Here is a 21,637-nt window from a genome sequence, read left to right as displayed (position 1 = left end):
TCCATTTTATTATAAATATTAATAATGTGGTATATTTTATTACTTTTAAGCCAAGACCAACCAGCAACCATGAAACCGAATCAAGTTAATTGCCAAAATTGTGAACAACCTTTTGATGCCAGTTTTCAGTTTTGTCCGCATTGTGGGCAAAAAGCAAATGATAAACTTACCATTGGTGTATTATTTTACAATACCATTAGTAATTACTTTTCATTTGATGCACGTTTTTTTAAAAGCTTTTTTCCTTTAATGTTCAAACCTGGCTATTTGCCAGGGCAGTTTATAAAAGGAAAACGTTTATTGTATTTACATCCTGCACAGATGTATTTGTTTATTTCGGTAGTCTTCTTTTTTATTTTTTCGTTTAGCGTACGGCAGCAAACCGATTCTTTAAACCGAGAACTCAAAAAAACTTTAGTGTCAGACGTAGACGTGGCCAGTTTAGATTCTGTTGAAGTTAAAGAAAGAGAACGGGCTTTAAAACTTGAAGATTCATTAACTAGAATTGAAATAAGAAAGGCACTAGAGGATAATCAATGGCTGACTAATATGTCGGATAAGGATTCTATAGCTATTCTAGAAAAGATCCCTAAAAATACAGATGTTTCGTTTGGCCTTAATGAGCGTAAAATTGATTCTTTAATAGCGTTAAAGGCTTCTGATGAAGAAATTTATAAATCCATGGGAATGGATGACAACGATGGGTGGTTTACGAGAAAAATGTATGCTCAAGCACTTAAGTTTTACAAAGCGAGAGATGGAGGGACTATTTTACAAGCGTTTTATGACACCGTACCGATTGCTCTATTTTTCTTATTGCCATTATTTGCACTAATAATTAAATTATTGCATTTAAAAAAAGGAACATACACACACCATTTAGTATTTAGTTTTTACTTTTTTTCATATTTGTTTACAGTTTTTAGTGTCATCTTCGGTCTTAATCTCATTTGGGATATTCCAAATTGGCTAGACTTTCTTATTGCTTTATCTACTTTTATTTATTTAATGATGGCATTAAAACGGTTTTATGATCAAGGGTGGCTTTTAAGTTGGTTTAAAAGTAGTGTAGCTACATTTACATTTATGGCCATTGTAATTCCAACAGCGGTATTCATTATGGGACTTTTTGCTTTTTTGTTTTATTAGTCATTAATAGAACCAGCATGCCAAATAGGAACATTTAAAAATTCGCTCAACATTTCAGCATCAATGATTAGAGATTTTAAACTCCCATGATCAACGACATTTTTTCTAGAAGCATCGTCTAATACTAAATTCAGTTCAAAACTTTTGTAAGAACTATCATCACTTTGAATGTGTTCTCCTATAATTTGAATAGCAACAATTGATTTTAAGGGTAAATAATCATCAGATTGTTGTTTTCTCGATTGGTGCAGATTGAATTTATACGTGGTGTAATAAATCCCTTGTTGCTTGTCGAAAACTCTCGGTTTGTAAAATTTATAAAACATAAAACCACCAGCACTAGAAAATAGTAATCCAAATAGGATTAGAAACCAATTGATTGAAACGATCTCAATATTGGTTTTAAATAAGGGGAATAGTGCAAAAAATAAAACACCGAAGCCTACAGCAAAAAATATAAAACTGAATATAGCAGCTCCAATTGAAGGTTTGTAAATTAATTTCGAGGAATTTGCTTGAGTTAAAACATTGGTTTTAAAATTGGCGCCACCAGGCTTTAAAGGTGAGGTTGAAACTTTAGACTTTATAGTGTCTTTAGCACTATGAGTATTTTCTTTAGCTTCATTAACTTCATCGTGAAAACCTTTTGGTAAATCCATCTTATAACTTCTCTTTTAAATAGTTCCCTGTTATTGAGTTCTTGTTTTTTGCGATCTCTTCTGGTGTACCAACAGCAATGAGTTGTCCTCCATGTTTTCCGCCCTCAGGTCCTAAGTCAATGATGTAATCGGCACATTTAATCAAATCGATATTATGCTCAATTACAATTATTGAATGGCCTTTGGCAATTAATGCTTGAAACGATTTTAATAACTTTTTGATGTCATGAAAATGAAGACCAGTGGTTGGTTCATCAAATATAAAAAGTGCGTTATCGCTTTTACTACCTTTACCTAAAAACGTGGCTAGTTTTATACGTTGCGCTTCACCACCAGAAAGGGTAGAAGAGGACTGCCCTAAAGTCACGTAGCCCAAACCAACATCTTGAAGTGGTTGTAGCTTTTTTTGAATTTTAGCCTCAATATTTGTTTTGAAAAATTCAATGGCATCATCAATGGTTAGGTTTAAAATATCGTCTATAGATTTACCATCAAACTTAACTTCTAAGACTTCCTTTTTAAAGCGTTTACCATTACAAGTATCGCAGGTTAAATGCACATCTGCCATAAATTGCATTTCAATAGTTACTTCACCTTCACCTTTACAGGTTTCGCAACGTCCACCATCGACATTAAAACTAAAATGCTTGGCAGCATAATTTCTAATCTTACTCAGTTTTTGAGACGCAAATAAGGCTCTAATATCATCGTAAGCTTTAATATAAGTCACAGGATTTGATCTAGAAGAACGACCAATAGGATTCTGATCTACAAATTCTACATGCTTAATATTACTGTGGTTACCTTTTATTTCTGAAACCTGACCAATTTTATCGCTAAATCCTGTCAATTTCTTTTGTATCGCAGGAAAAAGAATTTTTTTAACCAAAGTACTTTTTCCGCTACCTGAAACACCAGTAAGAACGGTTAGCATTTCGAGCGGAAACGTAACATCTATGTTTTGTAAATTATTTTCGCGAGCACCTATAATTTCAATACTATGTTTTGAAGTTCTTCGTTTTTTAGGCACTTCAATTTCTAATTGACCATTGAGGTATTTTGCGGTTAATGTATCTGCAGAAAGAATGTCTTTAAAATCGCCTACGGCAACAACGTCACCTCCTAAAGTTCCGGCTTCTGGACCAATATCAATAATAGCATCTGCAGCTTTCATTATATCTTCATCGTGCTCAACTACAATTACGGTATTTCCAAGATCGCGAAGCGATTTTAATACGTCGATTAAGCGTTCTGTGTCTTTTGGGTGTAAGCCAATACTAGGTTCGTCTAAAATATACATGGAACCAACAAGACTACTTCCTAAAGAAGTAGCTAAGTTGATGCGTTGGCTTTCTCCTCCAGAAAGTGTATTAGATTTTCGGTTTAAGGTTAAATAATTTAATCCTACGTTAGATAGAAACCCTAAACGCGTTTTTATTTCTGTTAATAGACGCTTTGCGATTTTGGCATCATTGTCGCTCAGTGTTAAATTATCAAAAAACACGGTTAATTCATCTATTGGTAAATCTACCAAATCTGTAATGGTTGCATTATCAACTTTTACATAACTGGCTTCTACTCGTAAGCGTTTACCTTCACAAACATTACATTTTGTTTTACCACGATAACGCGATAACATCACGCGATTCTGAATTTTATACGCTTTAGATTCTAGTTCAGCAAAAAAGTCATCTAAGCCTTCAAAGTATTTATTGCCTTTCCAGATGAGTGATTTTTGTGCGGCACTTAGTTGAAAATAGGGTTTATGAATTGGAAAATCGAAATGATGCGAGTTGTTGACCAACTGATCTCTATACCAACTCATGCTTTCTCCTCGCCAAGGGAAAATGGCATTTTCAAATACAGATAATGCGGTATTCGGAATTACTAAGTCGTCATCAATACCAATAACATCGCCATAACCTTCACATTTAGGACAAGCTCCATAAGGATTATTAAAGCTGAATAAATGCGCATTTGGTTCAAGAAATGACATATCATCAATTTCGAACTTGTTATTAAAAGTCGTTTGTTTTTTATCGGAAAGGGATTCTATAATACAAGTACCAACACCTTCGTAAAAAGCTGTTCCGACGGCATCTGCTAGTCGATTGAGAAAATCTTCGTCGTTTTTAAACACAATTCTATCGACAACTAAGAATATATTTTTATCAGCTGTAATGTTGCTTTTTAGTGCATCATCAATTCTCACCACTTCATCTTTTACTTTAATTCGCGCGTAACCTTGCTGTTGTAAAGTTTGAAGTTTATTTTCAAGGGTTCTGCCTTCTTCTAAAATAATAGGAGCTAAGAGTAATAATTTGCTGCGTTCTTCAAATTTTGAAATAAAATTAATAACATCAGAAACCGTGTGTTTTTTTACTTCGTCGCCAGAAATAGGCGAGTAGGTCTTTCCGATTCTTGCGAATAATAATTTTAGATAATCATAAATTTCAGTTGTTGTACCAACGGTTGAGCGTGGATTTGTAGAATTCACTTTTTGCTCAATAGCAATAGCAGGTGCAATTCCTTTTATATAATCGACTTTAGGTTTATTAAGTCGACCTAAAAACTGACGTGCATAACTACTTAAGCTCTCCACATAACGTCTTTGTCCTTCTGCATAAAGGGTGTCGAAGGCTAAACTAGATTTTCCGGAACCAGATAAACCTGTAATTACCACCAGTTTATTTCGAGGGATAACCACATCAATATTTTTAAGGTTATGCAGTTTTGCTCCTTTTATAATGATGTTTTCCTTTGGGCTAACGTCTAAAACAGTGGTATTCATAGGTTATTTTGATATCTAAGTTTGCAAAGATACTATTTAGCCAGTAAAGATTGAACTATGTGCTGTAATTCATCCGTTGAAACAGATGGCGACTTTTTTTTAGTTAGAAGGCAGTTATACAATTAGGCAATAGAACCACGATTTGATCTTGACTAATTAATAAGAATACATACTGGGTTTACTTCTTAAAACTTAAGTTTTTTTAAGTGGTTCGTTTTATATGTTTATACCTTTATACTAGTATTAATGCGTCTATCAATTTATCTCTAATAGTAAAACGTTTAAAATTCGTACTTTTTATATCTATTAAAGGAGCACTTTGTCCGATAAAATGTTAAATTTTAGTACTTTTCTTTGTATAATTGGAATGAATGTTGTTATATTTGAAATCTATTCATTTTAAAAAGACATCTGCGTATCGCATAATATTACTTTAAAAAAAACAGCTAGAAACCCCAAACTTAGTAGGCAACTACTAGGCATTAAAGTAATTATTATGAAAAAAGAACTTATCCAAGACGCAGAGTTGGTTAGCAACTACATTAAAGGTAACGAGAATGCACTTTCGATTTTAATAGAAAGGCATAAGCAAAAAATTTACAGTTTTATTTATTCTAAAGTATTTGATAGAGACATTACTGAAGATGTTTTTCAGGATACTTTTATTAAGGTTATAAAAAACTTAAAACGAGGAAAGTATAACGAGGAAGGTAAATTTTTACCATGGGTTATGCGAATTGCTCACAATTTAGTGATCGATCATTTTAGAAAAAACAACCGCATGCCAAAATTTGATAATGCAGGTGAATTCAGTATTTTTTCTGTACTTAGCGATTCGGCTTTAAACGCAGAGAAGGTGCTTATTAAAGACCAAGTAGAATCTGATGTGAGACGTATTATTGAAGAGTTACCAGAAGACCAAAAGCAGGTGCTTTTAATGCGTATGTATCAAGACATGAGTTTTAAGGAAATTTCAGAAAGAACAGGAGTGAGTATTAATACTGCCTTAGGAAGAATGCGTTATGCATTAATTAATATGCGAAAGGTCATTGAGCAAAACAATATCATTTTAACAAATTGATACAATAAAGGATATAGAAGTACGTTTTGCTATATATAAACTAATACACCTAAAAAATGGCAAAAATTTACTCTCACGCTTCCCCAAAACAATGTAACCTAAATCCAAAAGATGAGACGATTCGTTTTCTTTTGAATTATTCAAAGGCGTTAAGTGTTCTAGGGCATAATAAAATGAAGTTTGAAGCACTTCTAAATTAATTTAATTAATAGAAAAATCCTGATGTGAAAAACATCAGGATTTTTTTGTTAGTAGTAACTCTTCGTAGTTTTGAGTGGTAAGGTATTCTTGCTGTAGTCCTTTTAAATATTCAATTGTTTTAGCCTTTAAAAGATGTTTATCTCTTAAACAGTTTTTGATGTTTTCGTCATAAACCGTTAGTAAAATATACCAATGACCTGTTCTGTTTGAATAGTTACCTTCAAATAAACGCGAGTTGCCGTTGCTTTCTCGTTTCGCATCAATTACAGCCAATGGAAGATTTATGCTTTCATCTGTTCGTTCTGCTTCATGATATGATAAATACAAGGTTTGTCCTTCAAGTTGAAACGGGACATTATAGCCAACATCTTTTCCGTTTAGTTTGAATTTTTTATTGATGTAATTATAGAAATCACCAGCATTTTTAGGATCTTTAAATATGAAAGCTGTTTCTCTAGGCATGTGTTTTTGAAACTTTTTAGCTTGCATTATTTTGTAATCCTGATTCTTAAATTTAGGCGCTATTTTTACCGGAATACAAGAGGTGAAAACTAAAATAAAAAAGAGAACGGTTAGATTTTTCATAAATTGATGGTTTGATGTAACACCTCAATAATTGTTCCAAGTTTCACTATTTTTTCTTTTTATAATAGTCATTTAAAACGGACTTTCTTCCAATAGTTTTGGTAATAATATCTTTATCTAAATCCCAACCACGAGCCGGCGAATATTCTCTACCATACCAAATAATTTGAAGGTGTAAATCGTTCCAAAGTTCTTCTGGGAAAATACGTTTGGCATCTTTTTCGGTTTGTACTACGTTTTTGCCATTCGTTAAATTCCAACGGTACATTAAACGATGAATATGTGTATCTACAGGGAATGCAGGAATACCAAAAGCTTGTGATAATACTACAGCAGCCGTTTTATGACCTACTGCTGGTAGTGCTTCTAAAGCTTCATAAGTTTTAGGAACTTCGCCATTGTGTTGATCAATTAAAATTTGAGATAAGCCATGAATACCTTTACTTTTCATTGGCGACAAGCCAACGGGTTTTATAATGTCTCTGATTTCTTCTACACTTAGCTTAATCATGTCGTACGGATTGTCGGCACGTTCAAACAATAATGGAGTAATTTTATTGACACGTACATCTGTACTTTGCGCAGACATTAAAACGGCAATTAATAATGTATAAGGATCCTTATGGTCCAAGGGCACTGGAATTTCAGGATATAATTTATACAAGGTATTTATAACGAAATTAACTTTTTCTTGTTTAGTCATTTTGTATTTTTACGTAATCAAAGATTAAATACAAATTTACGTAATTATGACACATTTAAAAGTAGGAGATAAGGCACCAGATTTTTCAGCACAAGATGAACAAGGCCGTACCATTTCTTTATCGGATTATAAAGGCAAAAAGTTAGTTGTTTTCTTTTACCCGAAAGCGAGCACTCCTGGTTGTACAGCAGAAGCCTGTAACCTTAATGATAATTATGAGCGTTTTCAGTCTTTAGGCTATGAGATTTTAGGAGTTAGTGCAGATAGTGCCAAACGACAATCTAATTTTAAAAATAAATACGATTTTCAGTATCCACTATTAGCGGACGAAGATAAATCTGTTATCGAAGCTTTTGGAGTTTGGGGACCTAAAAAATTTATGGGTAGAGAGTATGATGGTATTCATAGAACGACTTTTGTAATAGACGAAAATGGAGTTCTTTCAGATGTGATAACTAAAGTAAAGACGAAGGCTCACACTGATCAGATATTAGAAGGGTAATTATTCTTCAAATCATTTCCATTTATACATTATATTAAACGGTTTCAATTCTATTTAAAAGCTACATAATCTTTAAATAGTTAAATGTTTATGGAATAAATGCTATCGTTTTTTACTATGTCCGAAAAAAACGACTACTAAAATAAGTGTTTTTATACACTAGATTAGACCAATCTAAATTAAAAACTTAGTAAGTACAGCTTTTTGTTTTGTACTATCATGTATTCTTACGAATTGATAATCAAAACGTTGTATTTGGGATTTTTGCTTATTAGTGCCATTAGACATTATTTAACATAAAAATAAAAGAATACTAAGCGATTTTAAAACTTAACTTTTTAACTTAGTACGAGATTAATTTGTCTTTTAATTTCCCCTTATGTTATTAATCAATAGTAGTCCAGAATTAGTGCAACAAATACCACTTTGGCCCTCAATTCCGTTTTTTTTAATCCTATTAGCCATCGCAATAGGACCTCTTATTGCCGAAGAATGGTGGGAAAATAATCGGAATAAGTTATTAGTATCTATAGTGCTAAGTGTACCAACAATAGCGTATTTGGTTTACATGGATTTAACGGATCACTTAAGTCATCAAGTGATAGGTGATTACATTCCGTTTATTGTTTTGCTAACATCCTTATTTGTTATAACGGGAGGTATTCATCTCAGTGGAGATATTAAAGCAAAACCCAAAATAAATACACTGTTTTTAGGAATTGGATACCTATTGGCGTCATTTATGGGAACTACAGGAGCTGCAATGTTATTAATTAGACCAGTAATTTCCATCAACAAACAACGTCAATTTAGTGTACATACTATTTTATTCTTTATTGCTGCAGTTGCTAACTGTGGTGGCTTATTAACTCCTCTTGGAGATCCACCATTGTTGATGTTGTACTTAAGAGGAGCTAGCTTTACATGGTTTTTTAGTTTACTTCCAGAGTGGGCTTTTGTAGGAGCATTACTCCTTATTATATATTATTTTATTGATTCTTATTATTATAAAAAGGAGCCACGAGAAAATTTAATTGCTGATGCCGTAGAAATTAAACCTATTCGTATCACAGGAGCAATTAATTTCATCTTTTTACTTGGTGTTGTTTTTTCTGTAGCTTTAATTAATTCTGATACAATTCCTGAAATTGCTGATGAAAATTCTCCGTTTTGGCTTGTTCATTTACGAGAAATAGTACTTATTATATTAACAATTCTGGCTTTCATTACAACGTCTAAAAAGATACGAGAAAGTAATAAATTTTCTTGGGGACCGATTGCAGAAGTTGCGGTGGTGTTTATTGGTATATTTATTACTATGACTCCTACATTAATATACCTTAGGCAACACGCTCCAGCTATGGGACTTACAGATCCATGGCATTATTATTATGCTACTGGTTTTCTGAGTGCATTTTTAGATAATACACCAACAGCAGTCGCTTTTCATAGTGTAGCAGCAAATATTCCGTATGCTGATAGTGTTCCGTTAGTTGCCAATGTAGCAGAGCATATTCTTAGTGCTATTGCTACTAGTGCTGTGTTTTTTGGTGCACTTACTTATATTGGTAATGGTCCTAATTTTATGGTAAAATCAATTGCAGAAGACAATAAGATTAAAATGCCGAGCTTCTTTGGTTATATGATTAAATTTTCGCTTGTTATATTATTACCAATATACATTATTACACAACTTATTTTTATGTAAAATGAATTTACAGTTTCGTTTGAAGCGAAGCCTATAATAATATAAATAATGAAATTTAGGTGTGGAGTTTTAATCGTAAAAGATAAGGCCTTCCGAATGCCGTTTTTTTATTGCTCCGCACTAATGAATTATCGAGAAGATCTAGATTCTTTATAGCTCGCATGCATCACCTCTTCAGATTCGCAACCAAATAAGCTTTTCTCTTTAATTAACTTAGAAACACCTTCTGGTAACATTGCTTCCCATCCTTCTTCATTATCCATTATCATTTTAAGGACAGTTCTAGAGAACACTGAGAGGTTAGAGATATCGTAATCTGTAATGTCTACAACTTTACCATTATATTTAAAAAACTTGTAGAGTTCCTTCATACGTGGATGAACTTTAAGATTTTCGCTAGTAGTTAAGCTACCATCGTCGTTTTGCATTGGATATAAGTAGACGCGTAAATCCTTGTAAAATAGTTTTCCAAAAGCTTCTAAAATACCACCACTTAAATGACGGTAATATTTCTCATCAAAAATATCAACGAGGTTATTTACACCCATTGCTAAGCCCATTCTTGCTCTAGAATATTGAGAGAAGTATTCAACCAATTTGTAATACTCTTGAAAGTTTGAAATCAATACCGTTTGTCCTAATGAACATAGCAGTTTCGCACGATCCATAAAGTCTTGTTCGTCAATTTCACCTTCCGCTCTTAGGTTAGAAAGCGTAATTTCAAAAACAACTTGCGTTTTTTCTTTGTCAACTTTATTTTCTTTTACGAACATTTCGTAAGATTTCTCTAACATGTCCATATTTACCTTAGTCACAGGTCTAAAGCTTCCTCTAAGCGTTAAAATGTTCTTTTTGTAAAGGACACGAGCAGGTAATACATTATTACCATCTGGCGCAAACATAACGGCATCTGTCATGCCGTTTTTCACCAGTTGTAAGCTCATTAAACGGTTATCTATATTTTCAAATACTGGACCTGAGAAGTTAATGGTATCAATTTCTAATTGGTCTTTATCTAAATGGTCGTATAAGTATCGTAATAATTTTCTAGGTTGGTTGTATTTGTAAAATGCACCATAAATTAAATTAGTTCCTAATTTACCTAATGTTTCTTGTTGTAAACGCGCATCAGTTTCTTTAAAACGAACGTGGATAATTATATCATTATAAGGCTGATTAGGAGCAACCTGATATTTAATTCCAACCCAACCATGACCTTTAAATTTTTTTGCAAAATCTATGGTAGCCACTGTATTCGCATAAGAGAAAAATATTTTGTTAGGATGTTTATCTCTCGTTATACGCTTTTCCATTAAGTTAACTTCGTGGTTTAGCATTTTACGAAGTCTGGCTTCTGTGACATAGCGTTTATCATCTTCGATACCGTAAATCGCATCACTAAAATCTTTATCGTAAGCAGACATAGCTTTAGCAATGGTTCCAGACGCTCCTCCTGCTCTAAAAAATTGACGTACAGTTTCTTGTCCTGCGCCAATTTCAGAAAAGGTTCCGTAAATATCAGCATTAAGATTTATACGTAAAGCTTTGTCTGCTAGAGAAGGAATATTTTCGAAATCTGAATCGCCAGTGTACGTTATGTCATCCATAGATATTGGGTTTGCGTCGTTTTAGCAAAGGTACAGTTTTACTATTGCAAACAAAAAAATAAGTTTATTTTTGTCATCACAATTCCGAATTGAAAATATAACAAATCAATAAGGCATTTTTTTTCTATATAGTGAAATACAACGGAAAATAGAATGCTTTTTTGCGAGGTTTACAATTTAGGGTTGTATTAGAAATTTAAGAGTTTTGAAAGTAACATTTTTAGGAACAGGTACATCGCAAGGAATTCCCATAATTGGGAGCGATCATCCAGTGTGTTTAAGTGAAAATCCTAAAGATAAACGCTTGCGCGTTTCTGTATTAGTAGAATGGGATGAGTATACGTTTGTAGTCGATTGTGGTCCCGATTTTAGACAACAAATGCTTAATGCTAAGGTGAGCAAAATCGATGGTGTTATTTTTACACACGAACATGCCGATCACACCATGGGATTAGATGATATTCGTCCGTTTTTTTTTAGACAAGGTGATATAGCTTTGTATGCGCATCAACGTGTTTTTAAAGCTTTAGAGAAACGGTTTGATTATATTTTTACCACAGAAAATAAATACCCAGGAGTGCCGAGTGTCACGACAACAGAAGTTAAAAATGAGCCTTTTTTAGCAGGAAATCTCAAGGTTATTCCTATTGAAGGTTTACATTATAAGCTTCAGGTATTTGGTTACCGCTTTCATAATTTTGCCTATTTAACAGATATGAAAACCGTTGCAGATTCTGAAATTGAAAAACTTCAAAACTTAGATGTTTTAGTGGTGAATGCCTTACGAATTAAACCACATATTTCCCATTTCAACTTAGAAGAAGCATTAGCATTTATTGCTAAAGTAAAGCCTAAACGTGCCTATTTAACGCATATTAGTCATTTGTTAGGTTTTCATGATGATGTTCAACAACTATTACCAGAAAACGTTTTTTTAGCTTACGATAATTTACAAATTACCATATAGATATGAAGAATAAAATTTTAATGTATTTATTTATCTTTTCGGTGCTGTTACTTATTTTTCAGTATGTGAATTCAAAGAATATTATTGATAAATACGAAGAAGATATTGTTAAAGTAAAAGCTAAACTTCTCGAAAAGGAAAAAACCATAAAAGCTTTAAAAGATAAGAATTTTGAATTAAGCTACTTTAGCATTGATAGAAATGAAGATGCGTTATCTTATTTTGAAGCCTTGGGTTACGATACAGAACAATTGATTCCTGCAATCATAGATGGACTTTATGATTTAAATGACTACGAAGGTGAAGATCACCCAATTGTACCTTATGTATCTATGACAGATTCTAAATTAGTGATTAATAAAGTGAGAGTGATGAATCACAAATGGATTGTCGCGAATTTTACGGATGGCGAATTTTGGGGAGAAATATTTGTCACCTATACTATTGATGAAAACAACGACCTAAAATATAAACTGGCAGAGTATTTCTTATATCCTAAGATAGGATAAAGTTCTGTTTTTTATTGCTTGAAAGTTTAAATGTACTTCTTTAACCAAGCCTTTAAATCATAAAAATTCTGTGGTGCAACTCCGTGTCCAACAGGATATTCAGTGTACTCATGATTAATACCTAAAGCCTTTAAAAACGCTGGTGCTTTTTGTGCCCAACTTACCGGTATGACTTGGTCTACAGAACCATGAGAACAAAAGAAGTTTAAGTGAGAAACTGTACGTTCTTCTATGGTATCTGGTAAAATATCTTCATTTATATAACCACTTAAAGCAACAATGTTTTTAACTTTTTCAGGATATGTTAAAGCCACAGCATAGCTTAAAATAGTACCTTGGCTAAAGCCTAAAAGTGTTACATTATTTGCGTCTACAGCATAAGATCTACACGCATAATCAATAAATTCTGCAATTAAATTTACTGATGCTTTGGCTTGTTCATTATCGCTCCATTTCCCTTTGTCTGCATCAAAATTAATTGCATACCAAGCATTTCCATAAGGTTGCATGGTATAAGGTGCTCGTAACGACATAATCATTAGTTCTTCTGGTAATTCTGAAGCAAATGAAAACAAATCATTTTCATCACTACCATAACCATGGCACATAATTAAAAGTGGTGCATTTTCTTTTAGCGATGAAGGTCTTGTTATATATTGTAGTTTCGACATGTTTATTGGCCTATTGATTTAAAAAAGTTTTGAAAATAGTCTCCGAGTAAAGGAATATTATTAAGTTTCCCAGTAATTGCTCCGAATATGCCATAGACATAGAGCACAGAAAAGAATATCCAAAACGAGTAAGTAATCATCCAGCTGTTAAAATAACTAGTCACAAAACCTAATAGAACATATAGAAACCCTAATCCTAATGCTTGTCTTGTGTGAAAAGCGGTGAATGGATTGCGTTTATCCTTATTCATATAAAAGGCGATAAGCGTACCAAACAAAGTGAGGTAAGCGACTACTGCCATTGTTTTTCCTGCTTCAACTGTAGTATTATTCATTATTTAAAACCATTTTATTGTTGGCAATGACGCCATAAGATTTACCTTTTAATTGCTGCCCTAAAAACATACTATTCTTAGAACGTGACGAAATTTTATCAATCGTCAAGTCATAGGTCTCATCCGGATTGAAAAGCGTTAAATCAGCAATTTCTCCTTCGTTTATGGAATGTTCAGTTATGTTGAATCTAGATTTTCCTTGGGTTAAAAGACTAATCGTTTTCTTGGTAGTAAAGCTATTTTGTAAAGCTCCAAAAGCAGATTCTAACCCAATGCTTCCATATTTAGCATAATCGAATTCAATTTTTTTGTATTCTATATCAATAGGATTATGGTCCGTGGTAACCATGTCTATAGTTCCATCTTTTAGTCCTTCAATTAAAGCATCGCAATCCGTTTGCGTTCGCAATGGAGGAAGCACTTTAAAATTCGTGTCAAATTCGTGTAAAACAGCATCGGTAAATACTAGATTGTGAATCGCAACACTACAGGAAACATTCAGTTTTTTAGCTTTTGCAGCTCTAATTAATTCAACAGATTTAGCCGTCGAAATTGTTGGAATATGAAGTTTACCTTCCGTATATTCTAATAAAAATAAATCTCTGGCAACTTGTAGTTCTTCAGCTAAAGCCGGATTTCCTTTCAATCCTAATTTGGTACTATTTACATGTTCGTTAGCGACACCATTTCTAGAAATTCGAGATTCCTGAGGAAATGAACACACCAAACCATCAAAATTACTTGCGTATTGCAAGGCAATTTTCATAAGGTTAGGGTTAGACATTGGTTTTTGGTAGTCGTAAAATGCAACGGCTCCTGCATTTCTCATATCAAATAATTCTGCTAAATCTTCGCCATTACTCATTTGAGTTAAGGCACCAATAGGATAGAGGCTAACGGCATTATCATTAGCCTTAGATTTTACAAAAGTAATATCTGCATAAGAATCTATTACAGGATTAGAATTTGCATTTAATGCTACAGAAGTAAAGCCAGAATTAGCTGCGGTCTTTAAACCATTGCTAATGGTTTCGCGTTCTTCGTAACCTGGTTCGCCAAAAGACACGCTACTGTCAAACCAACCTTGAGAAACATGCAGGTTGTCTAACTGTATTTCTTTATAATTTCTAGGATTGGTTATGCGTTTAGCGATCTTAGAAATACGACCTTTTTCAATTAAAATATCAACCGTTTCATTGTGAAAATCACTTTTAGAATCAACGATGGTTGCAGATTTTATGAGTGCGTTCATTAGGTTCTTAATATTTGTTACGGTTATTTGTTTTTGCGTTATTGTGGCATTAAGTTATTTTCTGATTCAGACGAAACAACTACATAATCTAATAACTTTTTTACTAGTTTAAGCTATTTAGGACGCCTAAATAGCGCATTAACTTAATAACTTTTTAAATTCAGAAATACTTACTTCAAATATTTCAAAAGTAGCATTTCTACTATTAAAAATACTAATGCAAAAATAACAAACCATTTCCATAACGCATTAATAGTTGTATTACTTTTTATAGTATTTATAGTTGTTGCTAAACTAGAATCTACGGTCACATTATTTAAAGGACTTAAATCATAATAACTGAGATTGCTTTCAGATCTATTGTAATTGAAACTTAAATTTTGAAGTACCTGCTCTTTGTTTTTAACCTTTAGAATTCCAGCAGTATTAGGATACTCTTCGGTTTCTAAAATCACAGATTTGCTGTATGTTTTTTGAAGAGGTATCACTGAAGTTTCATCTGATTCTAACGTTAATATATCATCTTGACCAATTGATGTTTGAATCGCAATTGAATTCGGTTGTCCAATTGTATAGTATAATTTAGACAGTTTTAAACTCTGTAAACCCATGTTATATAACACAGGAATAATTAATTGTGAGTTTTTAAAGTTTGAATTTTCAGAATTTAAAGCTGAAGAAAATGCGTAGGAATTAGTGTCTCCAATTAAAAATGGTGTGCCATCTTCATAAGATAAAACAGCATTAGAGTTTGAAGAAAAACGATACGATTGTTTAACTTTAGGATATTGAAAATTAGTCACTTTAGAGTAAAATGCATTTGCTAAAAGCGGATGGTTGTAGTTGATGCTTGTTAGTCGTTTTTCAGATGTGTTTTGATTGCTAAATGTGGTAATTGATAAGTCTTTAAGCAGTTGATTATAAGAATTTAAGGCAATAGTATTAGAAGGGATAATCAAAATCTTTCCTCCGTCATTTTTAAATGCAATTAACGCTGTTTTTAATGCGTTTGAGATGGTTTCGAGTTCATTTAGCACAATTAAATTTTGCTCCGGAATTAACTTAAAATTAAGAGCAGTTAACTCAAAGCTTTTATAATCGAATTCATCTTCTGTGTAAATACGTTTTAAGAAAGAATCATCAGTACGTTCATTAATTGCTAAAACCTTAATTTTTGGTTTCGCATTAATATTAAAATAAAACACATTGTCATACTGTAAACCAGCATCATCAATCACTAGTTTTCCATTAATCACTTTATTATTGGCAATTGTAAATGTTGTTTCGGCTTCTTTATTAATATCCACGGCACTTTTAGTGAGTAGAATGTCGTTATTAAACAAGGAAATAGAAACATTATCAATAGGCTCGGCAACGTTAGATAGTTTTACATTAAGGTCAATGGTTTCGCCAGTGATGTTGGTTGTATAAAGGCTGTCAATACAAATATTTGTTGCTATTGTAGATTTTGGTTGTACCAATTTGAGTTGAAACGTACTATCAACTTCAAAAGTAAGTGGATTTCCTTTTTGTTGAAAATCGGATACCAAAACCAAATTACGAGTCGCAGCACCTATATTTGAAAACAATTGTTTTCCCTTTAAATAAACAGCATCATAACTGAGTTGATTTGGCGAATGTGATAATTGAATTAAGTCATTTTTTAAAGCTTTAACGGTTGTGTTTCTATAGCTTTCATCGTTTGTAAATAAACTGATGGTTTCGTCTTCAGGCAACGTATTAATAATATCTTGAATCGCTTCATTTAATAATGTGCCATTGCTACCTTTAGCTTCCATACTAAAGGAGTTGTCAAGGTAAATTACAGTTTCTTGAGATGCGTTAAATTCTTCAGTATTGGGAATAAAAGGTTGTGCAAATGCAATGATAACGCATGCTAAAAGTAACATTCGGGTTAATAAGGTAATCCATTTTTTAAGCTGCGAACTCTTACGTGTTTGAAGTTTTACTGATTTTAAAAACTTAACATTGGTAAATTCTACTTTTTGAAAACGACGTAGCTGAAATAAATGGATAAGAATAGGAATGACCAGCAAAAATAGTGCGTAAAGTAATTCGGGATTTTTAAACTGCATTCGTTGTTTTTATTAAATTTATTAGGTTTTTTGACACTAGTATTTAGATGTTATTTTTGAGAAAAGTATCAACCCAGATAACACCCCTAAAGTCCCCTCAAGGGGACATTCTCACTGTTGCGAATAAAAAAATCTAAAAGATTTTTTTATTAATTGTTCCCTTGAGGGGACTTTAAGGGTGTAATATCAGCCAATTGATAATAATCTTCATAATTATTCATTCATATGTTTAAAAGCCTGAAAGGTCTTAATACTTCAAATATATAGAATACAAAGAGATTTGCTCATTCAGCTTCTGAGAATTTTAACAGAAAAAGAAATAATCAATCATGGCTTGCATATTTTTGGTTTCAAAATACTGTGTAATCTCTTTCTGCGCTTTTGTATTCGCTACAGTAACGATACTTTGAGGCTGTTGAAGTTCTGCTAAATAATCAAAATTAAAAAGTTCTTGATCGTAAATATGCTTGCCTATTTTCTTTGGGTTATCGCAAATCCAGTAAAACGGTATGTTTTCTTTTAACAACAGCTTTGCTAAAGTTTTGCCTTTGGACCCAGCTCCCCAAATTGCTAATGGTCGCGTTGCATCATAATTCAACTCTAAAAAATAGTGTACTTTAAGATCTAAAAAAGAATTCTCTGCGTAATGCTCATGAGTTCTAGAGGTTCTGCTGTTGTAATCTCGCCAATGAAGCAAAACTTTATCACACGGAATGCACGTATAATTGGCTTTATAAAACCGAAATGCTAAATCGTAATCTTCAGGATAAATGTCTGAATTAAAACCTCCACAAGCATCAAAATCTTCACGATGTAACATCCAACAAGGCGACGGAATAACGCATTCTTTATATATTTCAGAATAGTTGTTTCCTGAAACCGTAAGCGAATTTAGCCATTGCTCATAGCGTGCAAAACCATCGCTTAAACCATCGGCTCTGAAGTAGTTTACCTGTCCGACAGCTAAATGTTTCTTGCCATATTTTTCGAGATTTGTAACCATGGTTTCCAGTCGGATAGGAGTCATTAAATCATCACTATCCATTCTTGTAATATAATTCCCAGAACTATGTTTGTAGGCTGTTTTTAAGGCTTCTATAATTCCTGAGCTATCATTTTTATAAACGCTTATTCCAGCCTCTTTTTCAGAATACGTTTTAAGGATTTCAAAAGAATTGTCATCCGAATTATCATCGACAAAAATAGCTTCCCAGTTGGAGTAGGATTGTTTCAAAATGGAGTCCAAACAATCTGCAATAAACGCTTCTGTGTTTTTAAAAGGGACTAAAATGCTAACTAATGGTTGTGACATGTTGCGAATTTAACAAAACCTTTAGGTTTTTAACGGTAACAGATAGTAGATTTGTCTGTCTAAAAAAATAAAACTTAAAACATGAAGAATTATTTAGCCATTCTTGGCTTGAGTATCGTTTTAGTTGGTTGTGGATCTGCAAAACCAACTGTTGATGATTTGGCTGTTAGCAACCCAATTGAAACAGCTTTAGATTTAACAGCAGTTAATAACGATAGAGTGCCAGTGACCATTAATCCTGGTCGTTTTACTTCAGAAACAGTAACTTATAGATTGCCAAGAGTAGTGCAAGGAACGTATTCTGTTAGTGATTTTGGAAAGTATATTGACGATTTTAAAGCCATCGACTACGACGGAAATGAATTAAGCGCCACTAAAGTGGATACCAATACATGGACAATTGCTGATGCTAAAGATTTGGATAAAATTGAGTATTACGTTAACGATACTTTCGATACAGAAACGAGTGGTGGAATAGGAGGTGAAGAACCTTTTTCTCCAGCAGGAACGAACATTGAAGAGGACAATTTTGTATTAAACCTTCATGGTTTTATCGGTTATTTTGATTCATTAAAAAACAATCAATATGCTGTAGATGTTACGGCTCCGGCAACTTTTAAAAGGACCTCTGCTTTAGAAAATAAGGGCACCAAATCGAGTGCAGATGGCACAGCTATTACAAGCAGTTATTTTGCGCAACGTTATTTTGATATTACAGATAATCCTATGATGTATGGCGATTTAGATGTTGAAGAATTTATGGTTGGTGATATTAAAATTGTTTTAAGTGTATATTCTCCTACAGGAAAGCATACTGCAGAGAGTTTAAAAGAGACAGTTTTTAAAATGATGGAAGCACAGAAAAGCTATTTAGGAGATGTTAATGCAACTCCGCGTTATGATATCTATTTGTATTTGTCTAGAGGTGATGAAACGTCTCCAAAAGGCTATGGTGCTTTAGAACATCATACGTCTACAGTGGTTGTATTTGATGAAAATAGTAGCTTAGAAGCACTTAAGGCTTCTATGATAGATGTGGTGGCACATGAGTTTTTTCATATTGTAACTCCTTTGTCTGTGCATTCTGAAGATGTACATTATTTTGATTACAACACACCAACATTTTCTAAGCATTTATGGATGTACGAAGGTGTCACAGAATATTTCGCACAACATTTTCAAGTGTATGAAGGTTTAACGGATGACACTGTTTTTTACAATACCATGAAGTCGTATATTGATGTATCTACGCAACGTTTTGATGATGCCATGAGCTTTACCATTATGAGTGAAAACGTTTTAGATGAGCCTTATGCATCACAGTATTATAATGTATATATGAAAGGTGCACTTATAGGCATGTGTATGGATATTTTAATGCGAAAAGAAAGTGATGGCAATAGAAGTTTGTTATCATTAATGAAAGAATTGTCTGCAAAATATGGTAAGGAAAAACCATTTGAAGATGATCAGCTAATTGCTGAAATCACAGAAATGACTTATCCAAGTATAGGTGATTTCTTAAGAACACATGTTGAAGGTGATTTACCAATTAATTACGATGAATTTTTTGCCATGGTTGGTATAAAAAATGGGAAAACTGAATTGGAAACCAATTATATTTTTGCTGGTGGACAAAATATTATTTTTGATGCAGACCGAGAAAGAGGTCTTATTTTCTTTTCGTCTTTAGCAGAAGCGAATTCATTTTGGAAGTCTCAAGGTGTTAAGGCTGGCGATATTATTAAAAAAGTAAATGGTACAGATTTAACTTTAGCAAATGCGCAAGTAACTATTGAAGGTATGTTTGCTTGGAAGGTAGGTGATGAAATCACTATGGAATTGGAACGCGATGGTAAGCCAATAACCATAAAAGCAACTTTAACCAAAGCAACTGCACTTGCTGATGCTATTGTAGCAGATGAGAATGCTACTGCAGCTCAGAAAAACATCAGAGCAGCTTGGCTAAAAGGATAATTGCTTAAAACTTAAATCAACTTGAAATAGGTTGATTATTCTATATATAAATAAATAAAACCAGAGCTATATTATACTCTGGTTTTTTTGTGTTCTGAATTAAAGGAAATGTTATAATTCGGGATTTTAATTGTTACTTTGAAACATAAAAAGAAGACTGCAGTATTAAAACCACAGTCTTCTTTTTTATATAAAACTTAAAGTTCTTAACTTTAGGGTTTTACTTCTTTTTCTTTGGATTGAATATTGGTAATAATTGTGTTTTTACCTGTCCGAAACCAATTCTAATATCATCATTTTGGCAGTAACCTCTCATAATAACGGTATCGTTATCATTGATGAATTTACGCTCTGTACCATCTTTCATTTTTACTGGTTTTGTGCCTTTCCAACTCAACTCTAACATAGATCCGAACGAATCTGGTGTTGGACCTGATATTGTACCACTACCCATCATATCTCCTGCATTTACCGGACAACCATTAACCGTATGATGCGCTAATTGTTGCGCCATGTTCCAGTACATATATTTAAAGTTAGATTTACAAACCGTAGTTTCTTTTCCTCCTTTTGGTTGAATTCCAACTTCTAAGTTAATATCAAAACTCTTTTTGCCTTTAGTTTGTAAATACTCTAAAGGCTTTGGATTTTGCTTAGGGCTTTCAGTTCTAAACGGCTCTAAAGCATCTAAGGTTACAATCCAAGGCGACATTGATGACGCAAAACTTTTTCCTAAAAATGGGCCTAATGGTACGTATTCCCACTTCTGAATATCTCGAGCAGACCAATCATTAAACAACACCAAACCAAAGATGTATTCTTCAGATTCTTCAATAGGAATTGGCTCTCCTAAATCATTAGCATCTGTTGTAATAAAAGCCATTTCTAATTCAAAATCAACTAATTTAGAAGGACCAAAAATAGGAGTGTCTGCATCTGCAGGTAAGGTTTGTCCTTGTGGACGATGAATAGGAATTCCAGAGGGAATTATAGAAGAACTACGACCATGATAACCAACTGGCATATGAACCCAATTTGGCATTAATGCATTATCTGGATCTCTGAACATGGTTCCAACATTAGTCGCATGTTCCTTACTTGCGTAGAAATCTGTATAATCACCAACTTGAATAGGTAATTGCATTTCAATCTCATCTAAACGAAATAAAATGGTTTCTTTATGTGGATTGTTGTTTTTTAAAGCCTCATTCTCAGCATCAAATATCTCAGCGATTCGGTTTCTAACCAAACGCCATGTTTTTCTGCCATCTGCAATAAAATCGTTCAATGTATCTTGAAGAAAAATATCGTCTGTTAACGGAATCCCTTCAAAATAGCCTAACTGATGCAAAGCACCAAGATCAATAGCAGTATCACCAATCCTGGTTCCAATGGTTATAATGTCGTCTCTGGTTAAGAAAACACCAAAAGGAATGTTTTGAATTGGAAAATCTGAATTTTTACCGACATGTAACCATGAGGTACGATCTGGATTGTTAGCGGATAATGGCATAGAGTTATTGTTGATTAAT

The 21,637-nt window shown here is 33.1% G+C and carries 18 protein-coding genes; 7 read left to right on the top strand and 11 right to left on the bottom strand.

Annotated features, from left to right (window positions below):
- The first annotated feature begins 24 nt into the window (after window positions 1–24).
- Window positions 25–1,149, top strand: a complete 1,125-nt coding sequence (locus ITJ86_RS14140) for a DUF3667 domain-containing protein (protein WP_230080315.1) — start codon at window positions 25–27, stop codon at window positions 1,147–1,149.
- Here ITJ86_RS14140 and ITJ86_RS14135 read toward each other — a convergent pair.
- A complete protein-coding gene (locus tag ITJ86_RS14135; RefSeq protein ID WP_195872303.1) occupies window positions 1,146–1,808 on the bottom strand; it encodes a hypothetical protein in 663 nt (220 codons plus the stop codon). The genes ITJ86_RS14140 and ITJ86_RS14135 overlap by 4 nt on opposite strands.
- A gap of 1 nt (window position 1,809) precedes the next feature.
- The gene (gene uvrA, locus ITJ86_RS14130; RefSeq protein WP_195872302.1) at window positions 1,810–4,599 is read right to left on the bottom strand and encodes an excinuclease ABC subunit UvrA; all 2,790 of its coding nucleotides are present in this window, start codon (window positions 4,597–4,599) and stop codon (window positions 1,810–1,812) included.
- A 496-nt stretch (window positions 4,600–5,095) separates the two neighbouring features.
- On the opposite strand from uvrA, the gene ITJ86_RS14125 reads away from it, so the two are divergent.
- Window positions 5,096–5,680, top strand: a complete 585-nt coding sequence (locus ITJ86_RS14125; protein WP_195872301.1) for an RNA polymerase sigma factor — start codon at window positions 5,096–5,098, stop codon at window positions 5,678–5,680.
- A gap of 234 nt (window positions 5,681–5,914) precedes the next feature.
- Here the strand turns inward: ITJ86_RS14125 and ITJ86_RS14120 are convergent, their stop codons facing one another.
- Window positions 5,915–6,466, bottom strand: coding sequence for a hypothetical protein (locus ITJ86_RS14120; protein ID WP_195872300.1), 552 nt, complete (start codon window positions 6,464–6,466; stop codon window positions 5,915–5,917).
- 46 nt (window positions 6,467–6,512) lie between these two features.
- Window positions 6,513–7,169: an endonuclease III domain-containing protein gene (locus ITJ86_RS14115; protein WP_195872299.1), complete on the bottom strand. Its 657-nt coding sequence runs from the start codon at window positions 7,167–7,169 to the stop codon at window positions 6,513–6,515.
- Window positions 7,170–7,215: 46 nt separating this feature from the next.
- Between ITJ86_RS14115 and bcp the strand changes: the two genes are divergently transcribed.
- Together bcp and ITJ86_RS14105 are read left to right on the top strand one after the other, a co-directional pair.
- On the top strand, window positions 7,216–7,671 hold the full coding sequence (bcp, locus tag ITJ86_RS14110) for a thioredoxin-dependent thiol peroxidase (protein WP_195872298.1): 456 nt from the start codon (window positions 7,216–7,218) through the stop codon (window positions 7,669–7,671).
- A gap of 379 nt (window positions 7,672–8,050) precedes the next feature.
- The gene (locus tag ITJ86_RS14105; protein ID WP_195872297.1) at window positions 8,051–9,379 is read left to right on the top strand and encodes a sodium:proton antiporter; all 1,329 of its coding nucleotides are present in this window, start codon (window positions 8,051–8,053) and stop codon (window positions 9,377–9,379) included.
- A 128-nt stretch (window positions 9,380–9,507) separates the two neighbouring features.
- On the opposite strand, the gene ITJ86_RS14100 is transcribed toward ITJ86_RS14105, so the two are convergent.
- Window positions 9,508–10,986, bottom strand: coding sequence for a TonB-dependent receptor (locus ITJ86_RS14100; protein ID WP_195872296.1), 1,479 nt, complete (start codon window positions 10,984–10,986; stop codon window positions 9,508–9,510).
- 205 nt (window positions 10,987–11,191) lie between these two features.
- Between ITJ86_RS14100 and ITJ86_RS14095 the strand changes: the two genes are divergently transcribed.
- On the top strand, window positions 11,192–11,953 hold the full coding sequence (locus tag ITJ86_RS14095; RefSeq protein WP_195872295.1) for an MBL fold metallo-hydrolase: 762 nt from the start codon (window positions 11,192–11,194) through the stop codon (window positions 11,951–11,953).
- A gap of 2 nt (window positions 11,954–11,955) precedes the next feature.
- Window positions 11,956–12,462, top strand: a complete 507-nt coding sequence (locus ITJ86_RS14090) for a hydrolase (RefSeq protein ID WP_230080314.1) — start codon at window positions 11,956–11,958, stop codon at window positions 12,460–12,462.
- Window positions 12,463–12,488: 26 nt separating this feature from the next.
- Here ITJ86_RS14090 and ITJ86_RS14085 read toward each other — a convergent pair whose 3' ends face one another.
- The 5 genes from ITJ86_RS14085 to ITJ86_RS14065 form a co-directional block, all read right to left on the bottom strand.
- Window positions 12,489–13,133: an alpha/beta hydrolase gene (locus ITJ86_RS14085; RefSeq protein ID WP_195872294.1), complete on the bottom strand. Its 645-nt coding sequence runs from the start codon at window positions 13,131–13,133 to the stop codon at window positions 12,489–12,491.
- Between the two features lie 2 nt (window positions 13,134–13,135).
- Window positions 13,136–13,468, bottom strand: coding sequence for a hypothetical protein (locus ITJ86_RS14080; RefSeq protein ID WP_195872293.1), 333 nt, complete (start codon window positions 13,466–13,468; stop codon window positions 13,136–13,138).
- Window positions 13,461–14,720, bottom strand: coding sequence for a dihydroorotase (locus ITJ86_RS14075; RefSeq protein ID WP_195872292.1), 1,260 nt, complete (start codon window positions 14,718–14,720; stop codon window positions 13,461–13,463). The genes ITJ86_RS14080 and ITJ86_RS14075 overlap by 8 nt, the downstream gene beginning before the upstream one ends.
- 170 nt (window positions 14,721–14,890) lie before the next feature.
- Window positions 14,891–16,816 (bottom strand): BatA domain-containing protein, encoded by a 1,926-nt coding sequence (locus tag ITJ86_RS14070; protein WP_195872291.1) that lies wholly within the window; start codon window positions 16,814–16,816, stop codon window positions 14,891–14,893.
- A gap of 304 nt (window positions 16,817–17,120) precedes the next feature.
- A complete protein-coding gene (locus ITJ86_RS14065) occupies window positions 17,121–18,128 on the bottom strand; it encodes a glycosyltransferase family 2 protein (protein ID WP_195872290.1) in 1,008 nt (335 codons plus the stop codon).
- 81 nt (window positions 18,129–18,209) lie between these two features.
- Here ITJ86_RS14065 and ITJ86_RS14060 point away from each other — a divergent pair, with 81 nt between their 5' ends.
- Window positions 18,210–20,105, top strand: a complete 1,896-nt coding sequence (locus ITJ86_RS14060; protein WP_195872289.1) for a M61 family metallopeptidase — start codon at window positions 18,210–18,212, stop codon at window positions 20,103–20,105.
- Window positions 20,106–20,325: 220 nt separating this feature from the next.
- Here ITJ86_RS14060 and fahA read toward each other — a convergent pair whose 3' ends face one another.
- Window positions 20,326–21,618, bottom strand: coding sequence for a fumarylacetoacetase (fahA, locus tag ITJ86_RS14055; protein WP_195872344.1), 1,293 nt, complete (start codon window positions 21,616–21,618; stop codon window positions 20,326–20,328).
- Window positions 21,619–21,637: the final 19 nt, after the last annotated feature.

Origin of the sequence: Winogradskyella marina (genome assembly GCF_015645385.1) — a bacterium.
Lineage (GTDB): Bacteria > Bacteroidota > Bacteroidia > Flavobacteriales > Flavobacteriaceae > Winogradskyella > Winogradskyella marina.
The sequence above is the reverse complement of the archived record's forward strand: the minus strand, read 5'-3'. Positions and strand labels throughout refer to the sequence as shown.

What these genes read in the sequence shown, in the direction of transcription:
- ITJ86_RS14065 (WP_195872290.1), bottom strand. Translation starts at nt 18,128, where the DNA reads ATGTCACAACCATTAGTTAGCATTTTAGTCCCTTTTAAAAACACAGAA.
- ITJ86_RS14125 (WP_195872301.1), top strand. Translation starts at nt 5,096, where the DNA reads ATGAAAAAAGAACTTATCCAAGACGCAGAGTTGGTTAGCAACTACATT.
- fahA (WP_195872344.1), bottom strand. Translation starts at nt 21,618, where the DNA reads ATGCCATTATCCGCTAACAATCCAGATCGTACCTCATGGTTACATGTC.
- ITJ86_RS14085 (WP_195872294.1), bottom strand. Translation starts at nt 13,133, where the DNA reads ATGTCGAAACTACAATATATAACAAGACCTTCATCGCTAAAAGAAAAT.
- bcp (WP_195872298.1), top strand. Translation starts at nt 7,216, where the DNA reads ATGACACATTTAAAAGTAGGAGATAAGGCACCAGATTTTTCAGCACAA.
- ITJ86_RS14100 (WP_195872296.1), bottom strand. Translation starts at nt 10,986, where the DNA reads ATGGATGACATAACGTACACTGGCGATTCAGATTTCGAAAATATTCCT.
- ITJ86_RS14070 (WP_195872291.1), bottom strand. Translation starts at nt 16,816, where the DNA reads ATGCAGTTTAAAAATCCCGAATTACTTTACGCACTATTTTTGCTGGTC.
- ITJ86_RS14105 (WP_195872297.1), top strand. Translation starts at nt 8,051, where the DNA reads ATGTTATTAATCAATAGTAGTCCAGAATTAGTGCAACAAATACCACTT.
- uvrA (WP_195872302.1), bottom strand. Translation starts at nt 4,599, where the DNA reads ATGAATACCACTGTTTTAGACGTTAGCCCAAAGGAAAACATCATTATA.
- ITJ86_RS14075 (WP_195872292.1), bottom strand. Translation starts at nt 14,720, where the DNA reads ATGAACGCACTCATAAAATCTGCAACCATCGTTGATTCTAAAAGTGAT.
- ITJ86_RS14080 (WP_195872293.1), bottom strand. Translation starts at nt 13,468, where the DNA reads ATGAATAATACTACAGTTGAAGCAGGAAAAACAATGGCAGTAGTCGCT.
- ITJ86_RS14120 (WP_195872300.1), bottom strand. Translation starts at nt 6,466, where the DNA reads ATGAAAAATCTAACCGTTCTCTTTTTTATTTTAGTTTTCACCTCTTGT.
- ITJ86_RS14140 (WP_230080315.1), top strand. Translation starts at nt 25, where the DNA reads ATGTGGTATATTTTATTACTTTTAAGCCAAGACCAACCAGCAACCATG.
- ITJ86_RS14135 (WP_195872303.1), bottom strand. Translation starts at nt 1,808, where the DNA reads ATGGATTTACCAAAAGGTTTTCACGATGAAGTTAATGAAGCTAAAGAA.
- ITJ86_RS14090 (WP_230080314.1), top strand. Translation starts at nt 11,956, where the DNA reads ATGAAGAATAAAATTTTAATGTATTTATTTATCTTTTCGGTGCTGTTA.
- ITJ86_RS14115 (WP_195872299.1), bottom strand. Translation starts at nt 7,169, where the DNA reads ATGACTAAACAAGAAAAAGTTAATTTCGTTATAAATACCTTGTATAAA.
- ITJ86_RS14060 (WP_195872289.1), top strand. Translation starts at nt 18,210, where the DNA reads ATGAAGAATTATTTAGCCATTCTTGGCTTGAGTATCGTTTTAGTTGGT.